20 protein-coding genes and 1 pseudogene are annotated in these 22,881 nt (G+C 50.5%); 6 read left to right on the top strand and 15 right to left on the bottom strand.

The window, feature by feature from the left end:
• Positions 1–16: 16 nt before the first annotated feature.
• From L6442_RS06820 to phnE (L6442_RS06805), 4 genes are all read left to right on the top strand, one after another.
• Complete coding sequence (locus L6442_RS06820; RefSeq protein ID WP_194234877.1) at positions 17–982, top strand: phosphate/phosphite/phosphonate ABC transporter substrate-binding protein; 966 nt, start codon at positions 17–19, stop codon at positions 980–982.
• 232 nt (positions 983–1,214) lie between these two features.
• A complete protein-coding gene (phnC, locus tag L6442_RS06815; protein ID WP_194234878.1) occupies positions 1,215–1,982 on the top strand; it encodes a phosphonate ABC transporter ATP-binding protein in 768 nt (255 codons plus the stop codon).
• Complete coding sequence (gene phnE, locus L6442_RS06810; RefSeq protein WP_373871793.1) at positions 1,979–2,794, top strand: phosphonate ABC transporter, permease protein PhnE; 816 nt, start codon at positions 1,979–1,981, stop codon at positions 2,792–2,794. Before phnC ends, phnE (L6442_RS06810) begins: the two co-directional genes overlap by 4 nt.
• On the top strand, positions 2,791–3,609 hold the full coding sequence (gene phnE, locus L6442_RS06805; RefSeq protein ID WP_212977501.1) for a phosphonate ABC transporter, permease protein PhnE: 819 nt from the start codon (positions 2,791–2,793) through the stop codon (positions 3,607–3,609). The genes phnE (L6442_RS06810) and phnE (L6442_RS06805) overlap by 4 nt, the downstream gene beginning before the upstream one ends.
• A gap of 156 nt (positions 3,610–3,765) precedes the next feature.
• On the opposite strand, the gene L6442_RS06800 is transcribed toward phnE (L6442_RS06805), so the two are convergent.
• The 15 genes and pseudogenes from L6442_RS06800 to L6442_RS06730 all read right to left on the bottom strand — a co-directional run.
• Positions 3,766–5,712, bottom strand: coding sequence for a hypothetical protein (locus L6442_RS06800; protein ID WP_212977500.1), 1,947 nt, complete (start codon positions 5,710–5,712; stop codon positions 3,766–3,768).
• A 236-nt stretch (positions 5,713–5,948) separates the two neighbouring features.
• A complete protein-coding gene (locus L6442_RS06795; RefSeq protein ID WP_212977499.1) occupies positions 5,949–6,215 on the bottom strand; it encodes a hypothetical protein in 267 nt (88 codons plus the stop codon).
• Between the two features lie 27 nt (positions 6,216–6,242).
• A complete protein-coding gene (locus L6442_RS06790) occupies positions 6,243–7,505 on the bottom strand; it encodes a Tle-like phospholipase domain-containing protein (protein WP_212977677.1) in 1,263 nt (420 codons plus the stop codon).
• A 72-nt stretch (positions 7,506–7,577) separates the two neighbouring features.
• Positions 7,578–7,874, bottom strand: a complete 297-nt coding sequence (locus tag L6442_RS06785) for a hypothetical protein (protein ID WP_212977498.1) — start codon at positions 7,872–7,874, stop codon at positions 7,578–7,580.
• 355 nt (positions 7,875–8,229) lie between these two features.
• Positions 8,230–9,519, bottom strand: coding sequence for a GTPase HflX (gene hflX, locus L6442_RS06780; protein ID WP_212977497.1), 1,290 nt, complete (start codon positions 9,517–9,519; stop codon positions 8,230–8,232).
• A gap of 559 nt (positions 9,520–10,078) precedes the next feature.
• Positions 10,079–11,653: a sensor domain-containing diguanylate cyclase gene (locus L6442_RS06775; protein WP_212977496.1), complete on the bottom strand. Its 1,575-nt coding sequence runs from the start codon at positions 11,651–11,653 to the stop codon at positions 10,079–10,081.
• Positions 11,654–11,814: 161 nt separating this feature from the next.
• Entirely contained in the window at positions 11,815–12,609 is a 795-nt protein-coding gene (locus L6442_RS06770) for a TatD family hydrolase (protein WP_212977495.1), read from the bottom strand.
• 307 nt (positions 12,610–12,916) lie between these two features.
• Positions 12,917–13,327 carry a hypothetical protein gene (locus L6442_RS06765; protein WP_212977494.1) on the bottom strand — a complete coding sequence of 137 codons (411 nt, stop codon included), beginning with the start codon at positions 13,325–13,327 and terminating at the stop codon, positions 12,917–12,919.
• 188 nt (positions 13,328–13,515) lie between these two features.
• Positions 13,516–15,756: an outer membrane protein assembly factor BamB family protein gene (locus L6442_RS06760; protein WP_212977493.1), complete on the bottom strand. Its 2,241-nt coding sequence runs from the start codon at positions 15,754–15,756 to the stop codon at positions 13,516–13,518.
• Between the two features lie 226 nt (positions 15,757–15,982).
• Positions 15,983–17,101, bottom strand: a complete 1,119-nt coding sequence (locus tag L6442_RS06755; protein WP_212977492.1) for a PAS domain-containing sensor histidine kinase — start codon at positions 17,099–17,101, stop codon at positions 15,983–15,985.
• A 278-nt stretch (positions 17,102–17,379) separates the two neighbouring features.
• Complete coding sequence (locus tag L6442_RS06750; protein WP_212977491.1) at positions 17,380–17,904, bottom strand: hypothetical protein; 525 nt, start codon at positions 17,902–17,904, stop codon at positions 17,380–17,382.
• The gene (locus L6442_RS06745) at positions 17,904–18,908 is read right to left on the bottom strand and encodes a Gfo/Idh/MocA family protein (RefSeq protein ID WP_272880323.1); all 1,005 of its coding nucleotides are present in this window, start codon (positions 18,906–18,908) and stop codon (positions 17,904–17,906) included. The genes L6442_RS06750 and L6442_RS06745 overlap by 1 nt, the downstream gene beginning before the upstream one ends.
• 18 nt (positions 18,909–18,926) lie before the next feature.
• Positions 18,927–19,508, bottom strand: coding sequence for an SLOG family protein (locus L6442_RS06740; protein ID WP_194234917.1), 582 nt, complete (start codon positions 19,506–19,508; stop codon positions 18,927–18,929).
• A gap of 226 nt (positions 19,509–19,734) precedes the next feature.
• A complete protein-coding gene (locus tag L6442_RS06735; RefSeq protein ID WP_212977490.1) occupies positions 19,735–20,769 on the bottom strand; it encodes a nitronate monooxygenase in 1,035 nt (344 codons plus the stop codon).
• Between the two features lie 247 nt (positions 20,770–21,016).
• Positions 21,017–21,158, bottom strand: a pseudogene (locus L6442_RS06730) (DinB family protein); the annotation flags it as partial.
• A 176-nt stretch (positions 21,159–21,334) separates the two neighbouring features.
• On the opposite strand from L6442_RS06730, the gene greA reads away from it, so the two are divergent.
• Both greA and L6442_RS06720 read left to right on the top strand, forming a co-directional pair.
• Positions 21,335–21,814: a transcription elongation factor GreA gene (greA, locus tag L6442_RS06725; RefSeq protein WP_212977489.1), complete on the top strand. Its 480-nt coding sequence runs from the start codon at positions 21,335–21,337 to the stop codon at positions 21,812–21,814.
• A 249-nt stretch (positions 21,815–22,063) separates the two neighbouring features.
• Positions 22,064–22,813 (top strand): SDR family NAD(P)-dependent oxidoreductase, encoded by a 750-nt coding sequence (locus L6442_RS06720; protein ID WP_194234893.1) that lies wholly within the window; start codon positions 22,064–22,066, stop codon positions 22,811–22,813.
• Positions 22,814–22,881 lie beyond the last annotated feature (68 nt).

Below are 22,881 nucleotides of genomic sequence, written 5' to 3'. Positions count from 1 at the left end.
TGCGGAGGGGACCATCATGTTTAAAAAAGTACTGACGATCGGCATGACGCTGGCGCTCGCGGCCAGCCTTGCAGCTTGCGGATCTAAAAGCGCAGGCGGCGACAGCAAAGACGCAGCATCCGGAACCGCGGAAGCGGCATCTTCGGCTTATGTGCCGAAAGAACTTAATGTACAATTCGTTCCATCCCAGAATGCGGATACGCTTGAAGCCAAAACAAAACCGCTTGAAAAACTGCTTGGCGACAAACTTGGCATCCCGGTTCACGTGACCGTATCCCCGGATTACAACACCATTGTGGAAGCGATGGCTTCCAAACAGGTTGACGTCGGCTTCCTGCCGCCAAATGCGTATGTACTGGCTCATGACAACAAAAAAGCAGCCGATCTTCTTCTGCAGGCGCAGCGTTACGGCATCAAAGACGATACGGGTGAAGACACAACAGAAAAAGTTGATTTCTATAAAGCCATGATCGTCGTGAAAAAAGATTCTCCCATCCAAAGCCTTAAAGATCTGAAAGGCAAAAAGATCGGCTGGCAAAACGTAACGTCTTCCGCAGGTTATGTATTCCCGGCTGCCGAGCTGAAAAAGGAAGGCATTGATCCCGACAAGGACGTACAGGGCGTGACGATTAAAGGGCATGACGCAGCCATCATGGCGCTGCTGAACGGTCAGGTGGATGCTGTCGCCGTTTTCCAAGACGCGCGCAATACGGTTAAAAAAGACGTTCCGGACGTATTCGAAAAAACCCGCGTCATTCACTACACCGCCAAAATTCCGAACGATACCGTCAGCGTCCGCAGCGATATGGATCAAAGCTGGAGAGACAAAATCAGCCAAGCATTTATCGATATTACCAATGATGCGGAAGGCGCTAAAATCATCAAAGATATCTATACGCATGTAGGTTACACTGCCGGAGACGACAAAAACTTCGATCCGGTTCGCGAATATGCCAAAGCCGTTGGCCAGGAAATCAAGTAATCGGGCAAGCTCAAAAAACATTAATCATTCATGCAGTAATCAGGGCAGCACCGTCCATGGTTTTTTATGGCGGTGTTGTTTCCCATTAGACGTATGAAATAACCCCACAAAGTGGAGCCTACGCTTCGATGCTTATTCCAAATACTTTGCGGGGACCCCAAAAAACTTATAAAACTATACTATTGAAAAGAAAAATCCTTTTCAGATACCATTACAGAAAGTTGGTTCGGGCATGATTGAATTCGACAAAGTATCCAAGGTCTATCCGAACGGAACGGTCGGACTAAACAACATAAATCTAACGATCAATGAAGGGGAACTGGTTGTGATCGTCGGTCTCTCCGGTGCGGGCAAGTCCACTTTTTTGCGGAGTATCAACCGCCTTACGGACATCACGGCGGGGGACATCCGGGTCAATGGCAAATCGGTGACCCAGGCTTCGGGCAGCCAGCTCCGCCATATCCGGCGCGACATCGGAATGATCTTCCAAAACTTCAATCTGATTAAGCGCTCAACCGTCATCCGCAACGTCTTGTCAGGGCGGGTGGGCTATCACTCCACAATGCGTACCATGCTTGGCTGGTTTCCTAAGGAAGATGTGGATTTGTCCCTTGACGCGCTGAAACGCGTCAACATCCGCGAAAAAGCATATGTCCGCGCCGACCAGCTCTCGGGCGGCCAGCAGCAGCGCGTATCGATTGCCCGCGCGCTTGCGCAGGAAGCGCAGGTCATTTTGGCGGATGAACCCGTCGCTTCACTTGACCCGCTAACAACCCGCCAGGTAATGGACGATTTGCAGCGGATCAACCGCGAGATGAATATCACCACGATTATCAACCTGCATTTTATCGACCTGGCCCGTGAGTACGCGACGCGGATCATCGGACTCCGCGCCGGGGAAGTCGTATTCGACGGAACGCCGGAAGAAGCTACCGACGAGGCTTTTGCCGAAATTTACGGCCGTCCCGTGCTGCAGGATGAGCTGCTGGGAGGGGCATGATGAAGACTCCTGTTTCCACCGCTTCACTTAAGCCCGGGACGCCCGAATTGATGCCGCCCCCCAAATACAAACGGGCCGCCGGATGGCTCATTCTGCTTGCGATCCTGGTGGCATGCTCAATCCAAACAGGCGTGACTCCTTATCAGCTCATCATTGGGCTTCCGCAAATGGGCAGCCTGCTGCAGGAGATGTTTCCGCCGGATTGGAGCTATCTGCCTACGATCTGGGGACCGATGATGGAAACCGTCCAGATCGCCATTTTGGGCACGACGCTGGGCGGTTTGCTTGCCATTCCGGTTGCGCTGCTCTGCGCTTCAAATTTAGGCATCAGCCGCTTAATCTCGCTGCCTGCGCGGATGGTGCTGAACCTGATCCGCACCATTCCGGATCTTTTGTTCGCGGCCATTTTCGTCGCCGTATTTGGCATCGGGCCTTTCGCCGGGATGCTGGCTCTCGTTTTCTTCTCGTTTGGGATTATCGCCAAGCTGACTTATGAAGCGATCGAAGCCATCGATCCCGGACCGCTCGAAGCCATGACCGCGGTCGGCGCAAATCGGCTGCAGCTTATTATGTACGGGGTCGTGCCTCAAGCGCTTCCTTATTTTATGTCCTATTTGCTGTATACCTTCGAAGTCAATGTGCGGGCAGCGGCCGTGCTTGGCCTTGTCGGCGCGGGCGGCATCGGACTATTGCTGGACCGCTCGCTTGGTTTGTTCCGCTACGATCGGGCTTCGATCATTATTTTGCTGACGCTTGTGATCGTGTTAATCATTGATTACGGAAGTACGATGATCCGGAGGAAACTGCTATGAAACATAACACTACAGCCGCGTCCGGAAAAACTTCCGGCTCCGTGTTCGGTTCGCGGATTCGCTTCGCGCTTATCTCCTTAATTGTTATCGCCGTTTATTATTGGTCAATCCAAGGAATACATTTCGAAGGGATTCAAGGTACGGCGGGGACCGTATCCAAGTCGATACTCCAAGGGTTCTTGCACCCGGACTGGTCTTTCGTTTACATTCCTGAAGGCGAGGATTTGCTGCGGGGACTGCTTGATACGCTGGTCATTTCCATTCTCGGTACGGTTATCGCCGCCGTGGTTTGCATCCCGTTCGCCTTTTGGGCATCCACGAATATGAGCCGGCGGCTTGCCGTCTCGGGCAGCGGAAAAATCATGCTGAGCGTCATCCGCGTCTTTCCCGAAATCATCGTGGCGATTCTGTTTATCAAAGCAGTCGGCCCCGGTTCTTTCGCGGGCGTTCTCGCGCTGGGTATTCATTCGGTCGGCATGCTCGGTAAACTTTATGCGGAAACCATCGAAAGCATCGACCGCGGGCCGCAGGAGGCGCTTGTCGCCTCAGGCGCAAACCGGCTGCAGGTGCTGCGTTACGCCGTACTGCCGCAGGTCATTCCGCAGTTCCTCTCCTACTCGCTATACCGTTTCGAGATTAATATCCGCTCCGCAACGACGCTTGGCCTGGTAGGCGCCGGAGGTATCGGCACGCCGCTGATCTTTGCGCTTCAGGCCCGCAACTGGAATCGGGTCGGCATCATTTTGCTCGGAATCATCGTGCTTGTCATTTTGACCGATCTTATTTCGGGCTGGATTCGGAAGCGGATCATTTAATCCCAAAATAACACCAGCCATAGATCTGGTTGATATTACGCTTGATAAAAGGACTGTCCCAGGAATCTATCCGATGGGAACAGTCCTTTCCCATTTCATTAGGGAAAATCCTCCCCTTGCGTTTATCTCATGAAACTTGGCCTCCGTGTCAGCAAATCATTGCATGGATTCGGATGTTTGTTCTGCAGTACCTGTTACCGTTTGATCTGTTTGATCAATACCGTCAGAGTGATCCATACCGGATTGCTCCGTATCGTTGTTCGGCTCATCCGGCTCCGGCTGCGCATCCCCTTTTGGCCCGGTTGTGCGCACGACCAGCACTTCGGCATAAACACTGCTTCCCTTGTACTTGGCATAGATCCGTGTCTTACCCGCTTTATGGCCGATCAGGTTTCCGTCCCCGTCCACCTCAGCGATATCCGGACGGTCGCTGCTATATGTTGCAAGTTTTGTGACATCCGTTTTCGTTAGCTTTCCATTGCTATAGTCATATTCAGTTACGGTGACCTTGATGTCCAGCGTCGTACCTTCCAAAAGTGAATATTCACCCGAATCCAGGCCGAAATCGCCCTTTACGGGACTAAGCTCGTCCGTATCTTCCGGCAGAACCGTCACGTTCATCTTCGCCGTAAAACCTTCATAATTCGCTTCGATATAGGTGCTTCCCACCTCATGCCCCGTGATCCGGCCCAAGGCATCGACGTCCACGATGTTGTTGTCCCCCGAAATGTATAGCGCAGCGCTGGACAGTTCGTTTTTCGTTCCGTCGGAATAAACCGCTTGCAGCACGGTCGGGGAGCTAGTGCCCGTTTTCAATTTCTTTTCTTTTTCCATAAATGAGATGCCCGTCAGCGTACGTTCGACAGGCTGCCGATCCGCTGGAGGCGACAACTTCATCAACTGGAACTTCCTAACGTCCCCTCGCAAAACGGTCCCCGGGAAAATAAAGCCGCCGTCTTGGGTTGCCGCTGCGATACCTACGCCTGCAATCGGTGGTCCCTTGAATAATTCTTCGCTGATCGTATCGCCGTTCTCGTCGACTCTCAGCACACCATACTGGTACCTCACACTCTTGTCCCAATCGATCCGTGTCGTATGTTCCCCGAGCATGGCGTATCCGTCTTTAGTCCGAACCAGGCGGTTATAGGTACGGTAAAAATCCGTGGCATTAAAAAACGTCTTTTCCCATTTCACCTGTCCGTTGAGATCCGTTTTGGTAAGCAGTGTCGCGGCCTTTCCGTTGTATTTCCTGCTTAGAATCAGGTACCCGCCATCCTCCGTTCCGACAACCGAAACGGCTGTCCAGCGGCTGCGCGGATCGACGAATTTTTTCGACCAAAGCATTTTGCCTTGGTCATCAATTTTCAGGATCACCATCGCATCGAAATCTGTCGATTCGTATTCCACCATGCCTGCGTGGCCGATGGCGATATAACCGCCATCACTGGCGGGGATGAGATCGGTTAAAAAGTCGCCAGTACCTGTAAGGCGGTATTTATTGTACCACAGCGTTTCGCCGTTTGGATCGACCTTTAAAATATAACCTTGTTCATAAGCGACCCAACTGACCATCCCTTCCCCGGCGATCAAAAAGCTGCCGTCATCCGTTTCCACTACGGATTTCGGGGTACTGTGGATGGCATCGTCCACCTGTACCTTTTCCCATAATACATTGCCCGATGAATCCAGCCTGATCATGTACAGTTGGTCCTTCGGTTCTCCGTCCGACCTCGATGTGCCTGCAATGAAATATCCTCCGTCTTTCGTCTCAATAGCCCGATATGCCGTATTGCTTGTGGTATTATATTTAAGCTTCCGTTCCCATTTCACCTGACCTTCCGCATCCACCTTAAACACATAAGCCTTTTGATACGGGTACCCTCCCGGTTTGTCGGTATCTTCAATACCTCCTACGGCGAAATAGCCGCCATCCGAAGTCGGGATTACTCCCTGCCCTTCGGATTTGCTCCCGTAATCCTTGGACCATTCAACAGTTGACTGCGCCTCCTGGGCAGCCGCGCGGCCGAGTCCGGGCAGAATTCCAAACATCAGCAGCAATCCGGCAAAACATGCGGTCAAGAATCGCGAAAAATTTCTACTCACAAGCATACCCCTTTCAAAAGATGTCATATTAACTTCATTATTCATTTGATCCTCCGAAGTTTGTATCCCACGAATTTCATAATTATCCGCTCCAATGGAACCGTTTTCCAGCGTTGACTAATTCGACGAAAAATGGTTGTAGGACTAAGGGAGGGCGGGTACGGATTGATGTATGCAATTGGCAAAAAAAAAAGACGCCCTATCCCTTTGGATACAGCGTCTTTCGTCCTCTATGCTTATCTCATTTGATCCGTTTGCTTCATGACTTGCACATAACGGATCAGCTCCGCTTTTTGCTGCTCAATCGTATGAACCCGGCCTGCAAGACCTGAGAAAAAAGCCTCCACGTATCCGCGTGTCGCGTTCGCGGACTGTCCGGTCCATTCGCTAAGCCTGCCGTACAGATTTCTCGCCTCCTGCTCATCAGCCTGAATCCGTGCAAGCAGCCAGCCGAGCTCCCGCTCCGCCTGCTCCAGGTCGTTCAGCTCTACAAGAATTTCCATGCTCGCTTCACCCCCTCGGGTAGTGGCTTATTGTACTATTCCCTGCCCGGCAGCATCGGCCTGATGGAACTGCTCGGATTTCGATTTGATAAAACCAAGGAACTGCGTCGTTTGCTCGACATGCCACTTGGATAATTCGCTAATCGAAGCATCCAGTTGGCTGATGATCGGCTGCAGCCTGCGGCTGTGGCTGGAATGCATATATTTCATCATTTTTGCCCGGACGGTCTGCATATCCGAACTGATTTGCTGCGCATTTTGGCTCCATTTTTCGGCGACGCTTCTGAGCTCCTCCGGCGTCACCCGGATCATGCCGGAGTGCATCGTCGCGGCCATCGCCAGCCCTGTTTTCATCGCAAGTTCCATCGGCAGAAACAAAGCGTTTGGCAGGCCTGTCAAATCCCCAAAGGTTAACGGTGCCCGCGGCGATCTACCTACCAATTCGCCGTTCTCCCCATCATAAAGGGGATTTGCAATATACCCGTTTTCATTAAATTTGTAGCGTTTCAAGCCATGATAATTGGCTCCGTCCACCGTATTTCCCCATTTGTCCCAAATGCCGACTCCATCGTTTGCATCCTCGTAATTGGAGTCGATATAATACGTCGAACCTACATGGCGGTCATATCCGCCGAGCGCGCCGCTTGCAATAAGATCGCCGGGATGCGCGTAATTGATAATTTGCGAATCGAGTTCGCCAGCCTCCGCTCTACGCTTGGCACCGCCCGTCAGGCTTCCCATCACCGACGGAGCGCTGAACGTGACGGCCGACAGCCCGGTATAAGCCGCGGCATACTGTGCATTGGCTCCCCCAAGCGAATGTCCGGTTAATGTAAAATCCATGTCTTTGTATTTTTTCTTTAATGCACTGGCATAATCCTCGGCTTGATAGAGCTGCTTGTTTCCATCGACAAATTTATCCACCGACTTACCTGCGTCGCCGACCAAATCCTTCACCTTGGTAATGCCCAGGTTATCCTCGATTTTTTTAACCGTGTCGTCCCAGGGCATCTTCACTTCAAGGCTTTTATTGATTTTACGCCCTACTTCCCGAACGCCAATTCCAGCATCGGCAACATAGTCAGGAAGAGAACGATCAAGCGGCTGGTCGCCCTCCGTCCCCCGATAAGCAATCACGGCCTGCTTGGTTTCCGGATTATAAAAGGTGACCGCGTCAAAACCCGTTATCGCATCATTGGCGGTATCGAGTACCTCCCAGCCCGGAAGATCCTGCGGCTTGCTCCCTTTTTTCAGATCGGAGTAAGCGAGGCCCGACATTTTTTGATACATTTCATCCGTAATTGCAGGTCCCTTGCCCTTGCTCAAACGTACTCCTCCCTCATTCCAGCATTGATCATCATCTTATTTTGCCGCATCCTTTTTCGCAAAGGGGTCGATCCCTTTGGCCCGAATGGCCTTTTCCAGCTCCGGACTCATGACAAAATTGGTCGTTTTCTTATCCTCGTAATCTACCGAAATGTTGAAACTTTCCTCCGGTTTGCCTTTTACGTAACCTTTCATGTTAATTTGGGGCGATATGTACTCGGCCAGCTTTTCCTGGTCCGTAATTTCCACATCAAGTCCATACTCATCCTTAAAATATTGGATGGCGAGATTTTTGGCATCTTGCATCTGGCTTTCGTTTTCCGGCTTGTTCACGCTTTGGCAACCTCCCAATAATACGATCATAAACAGCATAAGAGCGATAGAATGGATTAACCGTGAAATAACCATCAGTCCCCTCTAAACCCTTTTTCTAAAAGTTAAACATGATCCGCTTGTTCAAATCCAGTGTTTGGAAAAAAATCAGGAATTATTGACCAGTCCGCTCGTGAAAATAAGACTATTCTGCTTGAGCCGATCCATACCAAAGACTCATGTTGACTGTAAGGATTAGCGATACCGCAAGGCTGCAGCCACCAGCGTATCCAAAAAAAACGACCGTTCACGGTAAAGTCCCGTGAAACGGTCGCTGCTTTCAACTTGTTCCTTTATTCGCGTCTGCTTCTATGCCTTATTCAATCACGAATTCGCGATATTTCTCATAATCCATCTGCCTGCATTCAAGCGTCAGGCGGGTACCTTCATTTTCATATTCGGTTGCCTTAACATCCGCATGTTCATTCAGGTAAGACACCACTTGGCCCTGATCGTAAGGAATCAGCATTTCGCAGCGGACGTAATCCTTGAAAATAAAACCTTTGATAAGCTCCACCAGCTCATCGATCCCGATCCGCGGTTTCGCCGCCAGGTAGATGCTATTTTCATTCACTTCAGGAATGTCACGGCCAGCCAGATCGCATTTGTTATAGGCAAACATCGTAGGAATATCCGTGACGCCGATATCCTTTAACGTATTTTCGGTAATTTGGATCAACTGCTCATATTTCTCGTTCGCGTAATCGACCACATGGATCAGCAGATCAGCCTCGGCGACCTCCTCCAGCGTGGAACGGAAAGCTTTTACCAGGTGATGCGGAAGCTTGCTGACAAAGCCGACGGTATCGGTAAGAAGGAAGCTTTTATTGTCTTCGAGCTGGATATTGCGGACCGATGTTTCCAAAGTCGCAAACAGCATATCCTTTTCAAATACGCTTTTGTCCCCGCTTCCCCCCGCTGCTCCGAACTTCTCGATCATGGCGTTCATGATCGTGGACTTGCCCGCATTGGTATAACCGACCAGAGAAACGACCGGCAGCTCATTTTTTTTGCGCTTCTTGCGCTGTGTCTGGCGTTGGAACACGAGGGACTCGAGCTCCTTGTTCAAAGCGGTTATTTTTTCTTCGATCCGGCGCCGGTCCAGCTCGAGCTTCGTTTCGCCTGCCCCTCTGTTTTTCAGGCCGACGCCGCCGCTTTGCCGTCCAAGCGATTCGCGCAGCCCGACCAGACGCGGCAGCATGTACTGCAATTGGGCCACTTCGACCTGAAGCTGGGCCTCCCGCGTTTTGGCGCGCTTTTCGAAAATATCCAAAATAAGAATCGTACGGTCAATGACCTTGCACTCCAGATCCGACTCCAAATTGCGCAGCTGCGAAGGGGATAATTCATCATTAAAGATGATCAAATTGGCCTGCAGGCCTCTGTATAAACCGGTAAGTTCCTCCACTTTGCCTGTTCCGATGTAATGCGATTTATTTACCCGTTCCATGTTTTGCGTAAGCTGGCCAACCACCTCAACACCGCAAGCCTCGGCAAGGTTGCCGAGCTCCTCCATGGAATAATCAAAATCCTGCTGATGATTTAAATTTACGCCGACAAGTACGGCGCGCTGTTCCAGCAATTCAAATTGTTCAGGTTGTTTCATATATTCTATCCCTCCAAAGTTCATTATGGACCAAAAAAACAGAAAAACCGCAGGCCTGTGCCTGTGGCTTGTGCGAACGAAATGCAGATGCACGGCCGAAGTACTTCCGCTTTTGGAGAAAACGAAAGAAGACGGCATCTGCCCGGTATGGTTGTGAAACAAGCAGCCGACGACGGCTGACGCAGCTATCCGAAAACAACAAAGGAGGGGCTATGAAGCCTCTCCCGCTGTACCCCGCGACATCCGCAGCCTAAGATAATCCCACAAAGTGACGATAGCCTTCGAAGCTTAATCCGATTGCTTTGCGGGGCCCCCTGAATATTAAAAGGGCTTTGGCGGCGCGCATATGAATATATTGGGTTCATCCGAAGATATGCATACCAATCCCGTTCGCCCTGCACAAGCGCAGAGCCTTTGAGCACTATTCAATTAGCGGCACAAAGCGAAAAAACGGAATTTAATATTAATCATAGCTTCGCGAACCCTCCGATCATTGTAATTGTTACCATGTTAGCATATTTTCAGAAATTTAACAATTCCTTTGTTGAGATCAGAGCTCTTAACCGCCCAACTTGCTAACCGTTGTCCGGTTGCGCCCGTTTTCTTTGGATTGGTATAACGCCTCGTCCGCCTTCATGATCAACTGCTGCGCAGAGCGCCCATGAACGGGAAAGGCCGATATGCCGGCAGAAATCGTAATCGAATGACCGGTCGGACTTTTGGTTATGGAGAGCTGCTCGCGGAGCCGATCCGCCAAATCCTTGGCCCGGCCCAAACCGCAATGCTTAACAAGTATGCCAAATTCCTCGCCGCCGTAACGGAAGCATAAGTCATCCTCCGAAGAAATGAGGCTCATCAAACGGGACAGATAACGCAGCACTTCATCGCCGACCATATGTCCAAACGAATCGTTGACGAGCTTGAAATGATCAATATCGATCATAATAAGCGCAAAAGGAACATTGTTTTCAATCCAGGTTGCCATTACGTCGTCAAAGGCCCTTCGGTTGGCTAGTCCGGTGAGTTCGTCGATCTTTACCTCGTTCCGCAGATGCGTCAAATCCTGGTTCATGCTTTGCAGGGCGATTTTGACGCTTTGCGACAGCAGCCTCACCTCATAATAATAGGACTGGATATCCGGGATATGTTCGGCGGGTACAAGCTTTTGCGTCGCCGCATCCGAAAATTGCGCCAGCGTGTGCAGCGGTTTGACGATCCGGTTCGCGATCCACCACCCCAGCAGCAAAATCAGGAGCAAAAACGGCAGCGATACGAGCAGCATTCTTGCGACAAGATGACTCAGAGGTTTGTCGATCACCTGATAAGGCGTTTGGGAAACTATCCCCCATGAGCTTCTGGGTTCATAGGCGAAACCGGCCAAAAAATCTTTGCCTTGGGTATTCTTAACCCTTTGTGAGCCGCTTTGTCCCGAAACCACTTTCCGAACCACTTCGTTGGCCATCACATTTTTCCCGATCCAGTTTTTATCCGGATGGAAAATCAAATTTCCGTTCTTCTCCACCACATAGACATAGGAACCATCCCCGAAAAAATGCTCTTTCAGCATCGTGCTGAGCACATTTTTTTCCTCCAGGTAAATCGACCCTCCCACAAAACCTTTATACTCCCCATTCCGATCCACAATCGGCACGGAAACAAGGATGATCAGACGGCCTGTGGTTGCGCGGTAAGGCTCGGAGATAAAAGGTTTCTTCTGCTCGACAGCCATTTTGCTTTGTTCGGAAGTTAGCCTGTCCCCGGGAGAAACCCCGATTTTACGGGGGCTGCGAGCTTTTACAACCCGGTCATTGTCAGCGATGACAATGGAATTGAAATACTGGGTATTCTCCAGGAACAAATCATCTAGCATTTGGGCATCCATTTTGTCTTCCCGCGCTGAGATCGAAGCAATGGCTTTGAGATTGTTTTGCATCGTAATCAAAAGCTCATCCGTATTCGAAGCCAGTTTCTTGGCGTATGATTCGTTTTTATTCAAATAATTGTCGGTCAAGGAAGTACGGTTAACCTGTACGGCCGAGGTAATGCTTGTCAGCATCGTCAGCAAAATAGCCGTAATAACGAGTAGACTAATGGTAGAACGTAGCGGTATTCCTTTTTTGATAAAATGCTTCAAGTTTTTCATCCCGCCTGCATCATAATATGGAAAATGACAATTGGTAATGCCATCAATTCATTATACAACAGACTCATAACATGGAGATACAAACAATAGCGCTTTTAGCCATACGGCAGCGCAACATGCCCAATGAAGCCGCTGTTTGCCAGGTCTTCTTTTTATTCGATGCGAAAAAAAGCCTTGGTTGTACGGGCGGTACCGGCAGCCACATCTTCCGCTTCCATCCCCATACACGAAGCAACGGTCTCTAAAATATGAACTAAAAAAGCCGGTTCATTGCGTCCGCCCTTCGGTTTGGGCCGCATGTCGCGCGGCGTCAGATAAGGGGCATCCGTTTCAATCATGAGCCGCTCCAGCGGTATTTCCTTCACGAGCTCGCGTAGATGCTGCCCCCGCCGTTCATCGCAAATCCAACCGGTAATGCCGATATGAAAGCCCATTTCGAGATATGTACGAAGTTCTTCCCCCGTACCCGTAAAGCAGTGTACGACCGATTTCCCGATCATCTCCGGATGCTCTCGCATGATCGCCGCAAAATCGCCGTGCGCGTCCCGTTCATGCAGAAACAGCGGCATGTCCAGCTCCTCAGCCAGCTTAATCTGTTCACGGAACCAGCGGCGCTGCACATCCCGCGGGGAAAAATCCCGGTTGTAATCCAGGCCGCATTCACCGATGGCCACCACCTGCGGCAACGCGGCAAGCTTCCGCAGCGTACCCAGCGTATCCGCTCCGCATCCTTTTACGTCATGCGGATGTACGCCCGCAGTCGCATACATTTTTCCGGGATAAAGCCCTGCATAATCCGCAGCTTTCCGGCTGCTTGCCACGCTGGTTCCGGTGATGATCAGCGGGGACACGCCGGCGGCTTCCGCCCGAACCGCTGCCTCCTCGCGGTCTTGATCAAATGCGCGGTTGGTTAAATTCACTCCGATATCTATTATTGAAGGACGCATATGTTATCCTTCTCCTTTCATGCAATTTCGTTATCACCGCATTTAACGGATATTTCTCTTGCGATTATAGAATGACTTAAGCTCCGCTCAAAACCTATTAATTCTATAATCCAAAGCCAAAGCCAAAATAACCCCACAAAGTGGAGCCTATGCTTCGATGCTTATTCCAAATACTTTGCGGGGACCCCAAAAAAACTTATAAATTCTATACTGCCAAAAAAACCGCAGCCTCCCGGCATGCGGTCTCCTTCATGGCTTCTCGCGTTACAGAATAACATACCTGGGCTGGCCCCGACAAACCTTTCATTTACAACGCGTTATATGAAGCCGACGAATGCGCTGTTTTTTTGCGATAATCAGCCGCGATCCCAGCCTGCACGTTCAGCAGTTGAATCACGTCCTCCGTGTTCCGGTTCAGGGAATCTCCATGCCCGCCGTGATCTGCCTTACTATCGTCCTGATTCGGAGGAGCTGCATCGGTTAACGGCTCCTTCATCTCGCTGAGCAGAATCCGGCTACCATCCGCTCGGACGATGTACTGCCTGATATAACCGCCTTCCCGGCACGTAACCAGTTTGCCGCTGCTTCCTTTCGATTTGTTCGACCGATCGGCATCCTGATCTTGGTCAAGCTCAAACGTATATTCTCCTCGCCGCCGGATGTCCTGTTTAGGCTCCTGAAATTTTAAACCTGCCGGAATGCCTGATTCAAGCCGCATATTCCCCATCTCCTTTTCATTGCTTACGCTCTCATATATGTATCGGCTTTCAATTGAAATTCGTTCAATGCTCAGCCCAAAGCGCCCGCAACTTGGAATATTTTCGGGCAAACGCCAAAGGGTTCTGCCATGCTCAAAACTCAGAACCCTTTTGGCATGAATATTTGTTAACCGTGCGCTAATTGTTTTTATCGGAGCAAACGCTCAAGTTCCGCTGCATTATACCGGGCCAGCCCGCCGTTTGAGGAGCCAATGTAAATTTCATTGCCCGTTATATTAAGCAGCCCTTCGATCCCGTTTCTGTAGCGGGCTTCGCTGTATGCCATCAATACATCCTTCAGCCTGCCCTGCACCTGGCCGTCCTGTTTGCCCAGCACGAGCAGATCGGAGCCATACCCCAGCAGCAGATGCTGCGGAAGCGCCGCAAAACGTGTTTTCGCCATTTCATCCAGCGTGTAAGGGTTGGCAGATTGGCGTACAGACAACGGCATCTGCCAGAGCAGCGTTCCCTTGTAGCGGTCGACCGCGGCCGGCAATCCATCCAGAACGACATACAGCCGGTCTTGATCGAACATGCCGCTAACCGCCTTGCCCGGCAGAGACCATATTGAACGCTGCCCGAACACGTCATACAAAATCGTTTCCTTCACTTTAGAGCTGTCATAATCCGTCAAACCATCGGATCGCTGTACCAGAATATACCGCTGGTTATTGGTCGTTTCGAAACGTTCCTGCCTGTTCCATGCGTACTCCGCCAATACCTCGCCGCTGTCGGTATCCAGCAGCATCCACTGCCCGCCAACAAGAAACCAGCGGCTGCTTGGCTGCGGCTGCAGAGGCAAACGGACATTGCCGAAGCTGAAATACGCGTTTGCTTGGGGATCCTGTTCCGCTTCGCCTTTTCCCGTCACGCTCCATATTTCTTTCCCGTTTTCCGGGCTCAACGCTCTAAGTCTCAATCCCTCCTGGATCAATATATACGGATCTTCCGCCGCCGTTTCGAGAACACGCTGCTTTCCGCCCAAAGTTCTGTTCCATTTCTGTTTGCCTGTCGCGCGGTCCAATACGGTTAGAGATCCGGTGTCCCGATCCAAAGCCGGAATGCGGTACAATAGCACGGCATCTTTGACGGCATACATGCGGACCTGTTGTTCTTGCGAAAGCTGTTTCTCCCATATCACGCGGCCATCCTTCAGGTTTAGCTCCCGGATGCGTCCTTCGTATTTTTTCTTGGCCGGATCATATTCGGTATAGACCGCCGCTGTATTGCGGGAGCGATCCAATGCGATGTTGAATATGCCAAAACCTGCATCCACCTGCCACAGCTTGCGGCCTGAATTCCGGTCGACGGCATATATGGAGGAATCATGATGCATGCCGCTGAAGCCCCCGTCATCCCCGTTCACCAACAGAACCTGGTCCGTTGACCCAACAAGATAAGCGTAATTCAAATTGCCCTGATTCTTCCAGACAGGCTGGCTGTTCAGCGTAAACGCGGCCGGCGTCGCTATGAAATCATAAGCAAATCCATAATTGCTGCCTGGGTAAACTCCCAATTCCAGTTTTTCATTTGCAGGAAGAATCCATTTCCACCCCATAAGCTTCCCCTGCTCGGAAAAGCTGATCGTAAACTGCGCTTGCGGCCGCTCATAACGCCACGTTGTCCCCACCTTCATCGCCTCGCCGGGATGTGCGAAATTGGCCGAGCGCTCCTTGACATCCGGCGCACCGAGAAGCTTTTGCACTTGCGCGGCACTATCGCCTAGGTCCAGCCTGATCTCCGTCAGCTCCCTCGCCACATCGATCGGCACGTCTGAACTTCGCGTGAGAATGCCGTCCGGAACCGCCTCCTTGGAAGTTATGCTTTTCGCATTGACCCAGAGCAGTACCGGTCTGAACACCTTGTCATCCTTGTGCCATTCCCGGGGGCTGATCATCACCCCCACCCAATCTTTCCAGTTTGCCAGGGCAATCAGCTTCATCCCTTGGTTTGGCTGTGCCCATTTCAAGCGGCTATCCGGCGTCAGCGACAACTTTGCATTTGCTGCGATAGAGACGTAGGCAGGAGCCGTTTCCCTGATGGACTTGGCTGCCTGCGTCGTATACCAGCCGGGAATCCAGTAGTCTCCGCTGCTATCCGTAGTCACCAAAGCCAACTCCCCCAAGCCGGATTTCGCTTTTACCCTCTCGCCGGCACGGCCGTAATCCGCGGCCTTCAGCTCCGTCCATGGGGATGTTTCCGTAAGGCGGGTTTGAAAATAAGGCGTTTTAAACTGAAACGCCAGCTTACCGGCGGGCTGAACCTGCTTGGATGAAGAAGCGGCAAAAGATTGCGAGAGTTCACCTGCACAAAGCATAAGAAACAGTACGGCGCAAAGTCCCATTAGGACAACTGACTTCGTAAGGAGCTTTAATGGCTTTAATCGCATAAGGGCCACCTTTCTGAACATGATATTCGTTCTTCGGCAGTGGATCTCGCCGGTGTTTTTTCCAATTTCATCTTTATCAATAAAACGGAAAAAGTTTCAAAAAGTTCCGATTCATTTAGAAAAAACAGCCCTTAAATGGATGCAGCCTGTTTGCCCGCTGGATTAGTCCGTTTTATGCCAAAACGCCTGCCGAAAGCGCTTACTACAAACCGCCAGCATCATGCGCCTATTTTCCCTTAGCTAAAACTGCAGTAAATACAAAGGTCGATCCCACACCTTCATTAGGTTCCACCCAGATCTTCCCGCCCATCAGCCCGACCAATTTTTTCGTAATGGCCAGCCCCAAGCCGGTGCCCTCATGATTTCCGGTCATACAATTATTAACCTGCGAAAAAGGTTCGAAAATATAATCGGCCATCCCTTCGGGAATGCCGACTCCCGTATCCCTGATTTTGAATTCCAGAGTCATTGTCCGCGTATCCTGAGCCAGTTTCTTCACATCAACCGCAATACTTCCCGACGGGGTGAACTTCACCGCATTTCCGACGAGATTCATCAAAATCTGCTTCAAACGTTTGGCATCCCCGACCATCATCTCCGGAACGTCTTCCCGGATTTGGAAGGTCAGATCCAGCTTTTTCTCATAAGCTTTGGCCGACAGAACATCAAAGGTCTCTTCCACGCATTTTCTGACGTCGAACAGATCCTCCTGCAGCTCGGTTTTTCCGGACTCCGCTTTGGAGAAATCCAAAATATCATTGATGATCGCCAGCATCGTCTGGCCGCTTTGCCTGATGATTTTTATGTATTCGCTTTGCTCTTCATCGAGCTCCGTAGCGCTTTCAAGCAAATCCGCCATGGCGATAATGCCGTTCATCGGAGTCCGGATCTCATGGCTTAACATCGCTAAAAATTCGCTTTTCGCCTTGTTGTTGCTTTCCGCGGATTCCTGCAGCTTCAGTTCGGCCCGTTTGCTTTTGGTAATGTCGTTGATCTGGATGAGATAACCTTGCCGGTTCCCTTCGGTATCTGCCATCATTGATGTGCATACCGATGCCCAAACGACCTTTTGGCTTTTTTGAATATACCGTAATTCCGTCTCAAACATTTCTTTGGCCGGCCTGCTTCTTAGTTTCTCTAGAGAGATAAGATAACGCTCCCGATCCTCCGGATGAATAAGATCCCGGCAGCTTGTCCGCAGCAGTTCGCTCTCCGAGTACCCCATAATGAGGCAGAAGGCCGGGTTTACCTTCACCAAGTCTCCTTCAAGCGAAAGCATCGCGATACCCAAGGGAGTTGTTCTGTATATTTCCTGGAAAAACGCGTCTTCGTTCATGGTCCTCATTACACGCCTCCATCCGCTAAATTTTCGTGTTTGCAAGCATAAAACAAGGATTTTTAAAATGGGACCGACCCTGGGCTAGGATATGTATAACATGCAAATCGGGACACCTTGAGCGTAAAGAGAAGGCCATAACCTCCATTAAACAGGCTGAAGCGGATAGAATCAGGTGATAATCCGGAAATCGCGATTTTCAGCAAAACTCCCAGCAAAAAACAATTTATACTGCAGAAAAATTACGACTAAAAGCAAAAAAGGAAGGGTCTCCCCTTCCCGTTTGATTATGGCTGATGCAGATTTATGGTCAATTCCTCCAAAGTCCGCAGTGCATGCGTGATCAGTTCTGAAATATCTTGCATTTGCTCCTCATTGATTTTCCGTCCGAATCGGAGCTCCGCTGCATTATCGTATACATCCGAAGCCTGTCCATAGACCCGGCTGAGCGTTTGCACAAGCGGAATTCCCGGCCAAATCTCCTGCAAAATTTGCCCGATCTTCTCGCAGTCCGTTTCTGCCCGGACTCCCGTCATCCCGAAGCCGATCCGCAGTGCGCACCCCGGACTTTCGCCTTTTAGTTCCAATATTTCGGCTGCCAAATCCGCAAGGGAGGCTTCCAGTCTGATTTCGGCAAAAATCCCCGGCGCAGCGGCTAATTCGAACCGAATGGCAAACTCCCGCGACATGACGGACATTTCCAGCCGGTCGGTGCGGCCCGTAATCCGGATCAAACCGTCAAGATTATCGAGATCGTACAGCTGATTTTCAAAAGCAACCTTCAAATTATCAAAAATGGTCGGATCAAACATTACCATTCATCCGCCGCGTATTTTAAACCGATTTGTTTTCTAGCCTCCTCCATGATCTCCGCCACCGCCAGCGAAGTTTCATGGGAATTGATTTTGCTTGTGCTTCTGCCGCGGCAGATGATGCGGATAAACTCCTCCAGCTCGTAATACATCGATTCATGGATTTGCTGCTGGGTCAAGTTTTCCACGCTGCCGTCCCGGTATTGAATTTTCACATCGTACGGCTGGTTGATCCGGTCAATGACCATCGTGCCGTTTTCCCCCTGAATTTCCGCCGGGAGAAAGGAATCCGTAATTTTGGAGTACATCACCACGCCATCCATATCCGGATAACCCATAATGATACTGCCTTCTCCGTCCACTCCCGTTGAGAGCATGACACTGGTGGCTTTCACCGATTCCGGCTTTCCAAACAGCGACACCATCGGATAAATGCAATAAATCCCCAAATCCATTAAAGCGCCATTTGAAAATTCCGGATTAAACGCGTTCAGCACCGTCCCCTGCTTAAATGCGTCATAACGCGAGGAATATTGGCAGTAGCCGGCAAAATAACGCCGTACCTGGCCGATTTTATAAAGATTATCTTTCATGACTCTAAAATTGGGCATCAGCGTTGATTTCATCGCTTCCATCAGCACCACGTTGTTTTCCTTCGCCGCAGCGATCATTCTCCGCACCTCGCTGCTGTTGGAAGCAAGCGGCTTCTCGCACAGCACATGTTTGCCATGGTTCATGCAAATGATCGCCTGCTCGGCGTGAAAAGCATTCGGGCTCGCGATGTAAACCGCATCAATGTCATCGCTGGCAGCCATGGCCATTAGATCCGTATAGACCTTCGCCTCTCCAAATTGCGCCGCAAACTCCCGGCCCTTTTCTTCCGTTCGGGAGTACACCGCGGTCAATTCGAAATCATCGTTCTCCCCGGCCGCAAGTAAAAAACGTTCCGTAATCCAGTTGGTACCAATGGTTCCGAATCGGATCAATCCTATCATCCCTTTCATGAATTGTCGCTGCAATTATTATCCGATATCCATTCCTTCGCCGCTTAAGCTCGAAGCGTCCTCATCCGCCAGACTTTGGATATCCTCAGTGCTGATGCTGAGGAAGCCGTATCCTGCCTCCTGCTGCATTTTTAGAGCTCTTTCCTTATAAAATCTGGCGCTGCTGCCCGCTCCCGTCTCTTCGTCATAAACAAGAATGATGCCGTCCGTTTTGCGAAACAGCAGGTCATCCCGGGCCTTGAACTGCCATGGGCCGCTGTAAGGCTGGCGGCTGACGGTTTCGTAAAAATCGATCCCTTGCAAAATCCGCCCGTAGTACTCCTTCTTGTCCTCTTTCCAATTCTCTTCGGGGTGCGCAAAAGCCGTTATTATGGCAATTTTAAGATGAGGGTATTGTTCCTTGAGGGCAATCGCCGCTTCGCAGGCCCATAAATCCACCCCGTACTGCCCCGGTGAAATAACCCACTCCAGCCCCTCTTCGGCGAGCTGCACCAGCTTAGCGGTAATCGCTTTCTGGATATAGGGGATTCCCGGATGCTTCTGGCCGAAAATATTCAGCTCATGCGCGCGGTAACCCGTCACCAGCACATTTTTTATCATCAATCCCTTATGCCTTCCATTTTCGTCTGATCTTTAGATCGTTTCTTTCTATCATAACCTGATTCTTCCGGTGATTTCTACTGGTAGTTCAGAAAAAACGCCTTATTGAAAAACTTCCGTAGCAGGCGAACGGCCTTATATCCAGTAAAAACCTTGTGTCTCTACAGAAACGCAGATTCACTGAGATTCGCCGGAAGCAAAAAGAACCCCTAGGAAGGCGGTTCTCTCATTCACGGTTTTGTTCAAGCAACTGAGCTGTCAAATTACGAATTAACTCTCCAGCAGGCAGCGGCTGAGCAAGCCGGTACCCCTGGCCGGCCCATAACGACATGTATTCGGGATTGCCGTTTTGCGCTGCAGTCTTCCGCAGCCCTTGCGTCATGTGATGCAGCTGGGGATATGCCGCCGGAGCCTCCTTGTCGTAGGCTTCCATGAAATCATTCACCAGACCCCGTGCACGCCGGCCTGTAAAAGCACGCGTTATGCGGGTTGAAGTAAAACGCGGGCTGGCCAGAGCTTCCCGATAAACCGGGTTCGTCCCGCTTTCCGGGCAAAGAAGAAAAGCGGTACCGAGCTGTGCCGCACAGGCCCCCGCAGCGATAACCGCCGCTATGGCCCGCCCGTCCATAATGCCGCCCGCAGCTATAAGAGGAATTCCGAGTTCCTGTTTAACCAGCCGCAAAAGAACCAGTAATCCATACTCTTCCTGCAAATCCGTACCGTTCGAAAACGTGCCTCGATGACCTCCTGCTTCAATCCCCTGCAAGCATAAGGCATCCGCACCGGCATCAGCAGCCATTTTGGCTTCCTCCACACAGGTAACCGTCACGATAACAAAGCTTCCATTCGCCTGCAGCTCTTGAATGATTCCCTTGGACGGGCAACCAAAAGTAAAGCTCACGAAAGGAACCCGCTCCGCCTTCACCAGGTTCAGTTTACGGTTCCACTCATCGTCATCCGCGCTAGGATTTCCCAACACCGTCCCCAAACATTCCGCTTCCCTTTCGAGTTTTAAGCGGTAGGCAGCGATGGCATCCTCATCCGCGTCAGAAGGACCAGGCACAAAAATGTTCACTCCAAACCTGGAAGAGGTTAATTGGCGCACCTTTTGAATATCTTCGGCCAAACCTTCGGCCGTTTTATACCCGCCAGCCAAAAACCCCAGCCCGCCGGCGTCAGAAACGGCTGCAGCAAGTGCGGGTGTCGAGATGCCTCCCGCCATGGGCGCTTGTATAATGGGATATTTTAATGTATCCAACATGTATCTGATCCTCCCTGCATCCAAATCGCGTTAAAAACACGGCTTGCGAGTCTCATTCTTTGCGAGGAAATCCCGAACAAGAGCATGGATTGCCGCCGGGCTGAATTTTTCCAGCTCGCTCAGTAAAAGATATTGAGAGGGTCCAAGCTCACGAGTTTGGGACTATGAATCATTTTGAACTGTCAGTTCATGTGCGTTAAAACTTCTCAGGATCAGTATAGCATAAAGAGGATCGGTTCCAGCTTCACTCCACATCTACAATGTGAAAGAGTGTATACAGGATTCCTCCGACTCCGCCGGCGCGTTTTTTCAAGAAGCTCGGACTCGCTGATTTCTTCGCACCGCTTAAACCAATCCTCACGGACAGCCCAGTTGTACTTGAACATCATTTGCAGAAGGCATTCCTCCTTAAAGATATCGGGATTTTGCATCATCTTTTTGTACGACACAGTATACATGGACGGCTGGTCATGACGACAGGGGAAGTTTGTTCATAACGAAAATTTCCCGCGTCTTTCGCTTTTGCCCGGATTTCGTGTACAATTTAGGAAAGAGGTGTTGCGATATGTCCAATGAAAATGAAGAACTCATTTTAACCCCGGAAGGGCTGGAGGAGCTCAAAGCAGAGCTTGAGGAACTGAAAACCGTCAAACGCAAGGAGCTGGCTGAACGTCTCAAAGTGGCGATCAGTTACGGCGACCTGAAGGAAAACAGCGAATACCATTCCGCTAAAGACGACCAATCCTTTATGGAGACGCGGATTCTTCAGTTGGAGAGAATGCTGACCAAAGCACGGGTCGTCAAAAGCACCGATTCTTCAGCCATCGGCGTTGGATCCTTTGTCAAATTGAATGACATGGAGTTCAAAGAAATCGTGGAATACCGGGTTGTCAGCCCGGCGGAAGCCGATGTGCAAAATAATAAGATCTCTTATGAAAGTCCGCTCGGGAAAGAGCTGATCGGCAAAACCGTCGGCGATGTCATCAGCGTCTCCGCTCCGATGGGAGTTATCCAGTACGAAGTACTCGAAATACGCACAAGCTAAGTACCCACAAGCTAAGAATAATGACTCCAAACCCTAAAGCCAAACAAGAAAGACTAAGAAAAACCGAACTTTTCAAAGCACTCCCTGCTTCTTCTGCGCCCCATGCAGATGAGCAGGGTTATTTTTTTGTGGCGCTATGATAATAATCATTGAATCGCTGTTGACATTATGATTGTAGAGGAGCATAATCAGGTTAGTAAGTACTTACTTTTGGTTTTTTTCAATATAATGTCGAGGAGGATTTCTTCTATGTCCACGCAAAGAGTCGCAGTCATTACAGGCGGAGCCAGCGGAATCGGCAGGGAAACCTGCTTAAAGTTTGCTTCCAAAGGAGACCGGGTTGTCGTTGCCGACTTCAATGAAGCCGGAGGTCAAGAAACGGTAGATCTTATCAAAAAAGCCGGCGGAGAAGCCATTTTCGTACAAACGGACGTATCCAAGCCCGAGCAGGTCGAAGCGCTGGTCAATCAAGCGGTTGAAACCTATGGCCGCATCGACGTCATGTTCAACAATGCCGGGATCGGCCTGCAAACGCCCGTAATGGATCTGGATCTGGAGAAATACCATAAAACGATCGGCGTGAATCAGCATGGCGTTACTTACGGCATCATTTATGCCGGCCGCAAAATGAAAGAGCTGGGCATTAAAGGCGTTATCATTAATACATCCTCAGTCTTTGGCGTGTTGGCTTCCCCGGGAACATTCGCTTATCATGCGGCCAAAGGCGCCGTGAACATGATGACCAAATCCGCGGCTCTTGAGCTTTCCCCTTATGGCATCCGCGTGGTTGCCGTCGCGCCGGGAGCGGTGGATACGCCGATTATCGCGGGATACAAAGCATCAGGCATGCTGAGCACCATGAAAGCCAAAGTAATGGGCGGCGAGCTGACCAAGCCGGAATCGGTCGCAAACTCCGTCTATCTGGTATCCCTCGATGAGGCAGATGCGATCAACGGCAGTATTGTCATGGTCGACCAAGGTTTCGCTTCTTTCAAATAATCCTGTTATAATAATTTTGGCAAAATCCTTAAAGTTAGAAGACCAGCCTTTGCTGGTCTTCTATTGCA

This window comes from Paenibacillus azoreducens, from assembly GCF_021654775.1.
GTDB classification, from domain to species: Bacteria; Bacillota; Bacilli; order Paenibacillales; family Paenibacillaceae; genus Paenibacillus_AQ; species Paenibacillus_AQ azoreducens.
The sequence above is the reverse complement of the archived record's forward strand: the minus strand, read 5'-3'. Positions and strand labels throughout refer to the sequence as shown.

Coding starts and splice junctions, on each gene's coding strand:
- L6442_RS06820 (WP_194234877.1), top strand. CDS start 17: ATGTTTAAAAAAGTACTGACGATCGGCATGACGCTGGCGCTCGCGGCC.
- phnC (WP_194234878.1), top strand. CDS start 1,215: ATGATTGAATTCGACAAAGTATCCAAGGTCTATCCGAACGGAACGGTC.
- phnE (WP_373871793.1), top strand. CDS start 1,979: ATGATGAAGACTCCTGTTTCCACCGCTTCACTTAAGCCCGGGACGCCC.
- phnE (WP_212977501.1), top strand. CDS start 2,791: ATGAAACATAACACTACAGCCGCGTCCGGAAAAACTTCCGGCTCCGTG.
- L6442_RS06795 (WP_212977499.1), bottom strand. CDS start 6,215: ATGGAAATTCTTGTAGAGCTGAACGACCTGGAGCAGGCGGAGCGGGAG.
- L6442_RS06790 (WP_212977677.1), bottom strand. CDS start 7,505: ATGTATCAAAAAATGTCGGGCCTCGCTTACTCCGATCTGAAAAAAGGG.
- hflX (WP_212977497.1), bottom strand. CDS start 9,519: ATGAAACAACCTGAACAATTTGAATTGCTGGAACAGCGCGCCGTACTT.
- L6442_RS06770 (WP_212977495.1), bottom strand. CDS start 12,609: ATGCGTCCTTCAATAATAGATATCGGAGTGAATTTAACCAACCGCGCA.
- L6442_RS06765 (WP_212977494.1), bottom strand. CDS start 13,327: ATGCGGCTTGAATCAGGCATTCCGGCAGGTTTAAAATTTCAGGAGCCT.
- L6442_RS06760 (WP_212977493.1), bottom strand. CDS start 15,756: ATGCGATTAAAGCCATTAAAGCTCCTTACGAAGTCAGTTGTCCTAATG.
- L6442_RS06755 (WP_212977492.1), bottom strand. CDS start 17,101: ATGAGGACCATGAACGAAGACGCGTTTTTCCAGGAAATATACAGAACA.
- L6442_RS06750 (WP_212977491.1), bottom strand. CDS start 17,904: ATGTTTGATCCGACCATTTTTGATAATTTGAAGGTTGCTTTTGAAAAT.
- L6442_RS06745 (WP_272880323.1), bottom strand. CDS start 18,908: ATGAAAGGGATGATAGGATTGATCCGATTCGGAACCATTGGTACCAAC.
- L6442_RS06740 (WP_194234917.1), bottom strand. CDS start 19,508: ATGATAAAAAATGTGCTGGTGACGGGTTACCGCGCGCATGAGCTGAAT.
- L6442_RS06735 (WP_212977490.1), bottom strand. CDS start 20,769: ATGTTGGATACATTAAAATATCCCATTATACAAGCGCCCATGGCGGGA.
- greA (WP_212977489.1), top strand. CDS start 21,335: ATGTCCAATGAAAATGAAGAACTCATTTTAACCCCGGAAGGGCTGGAG.
- L6442_RS06720 (WP_194234893.1), top strand. CDS start 22,064: ATGTCCACGCAAAGAGTCGCAGTCATTACAGGCGGAGCCAGCGGAATC.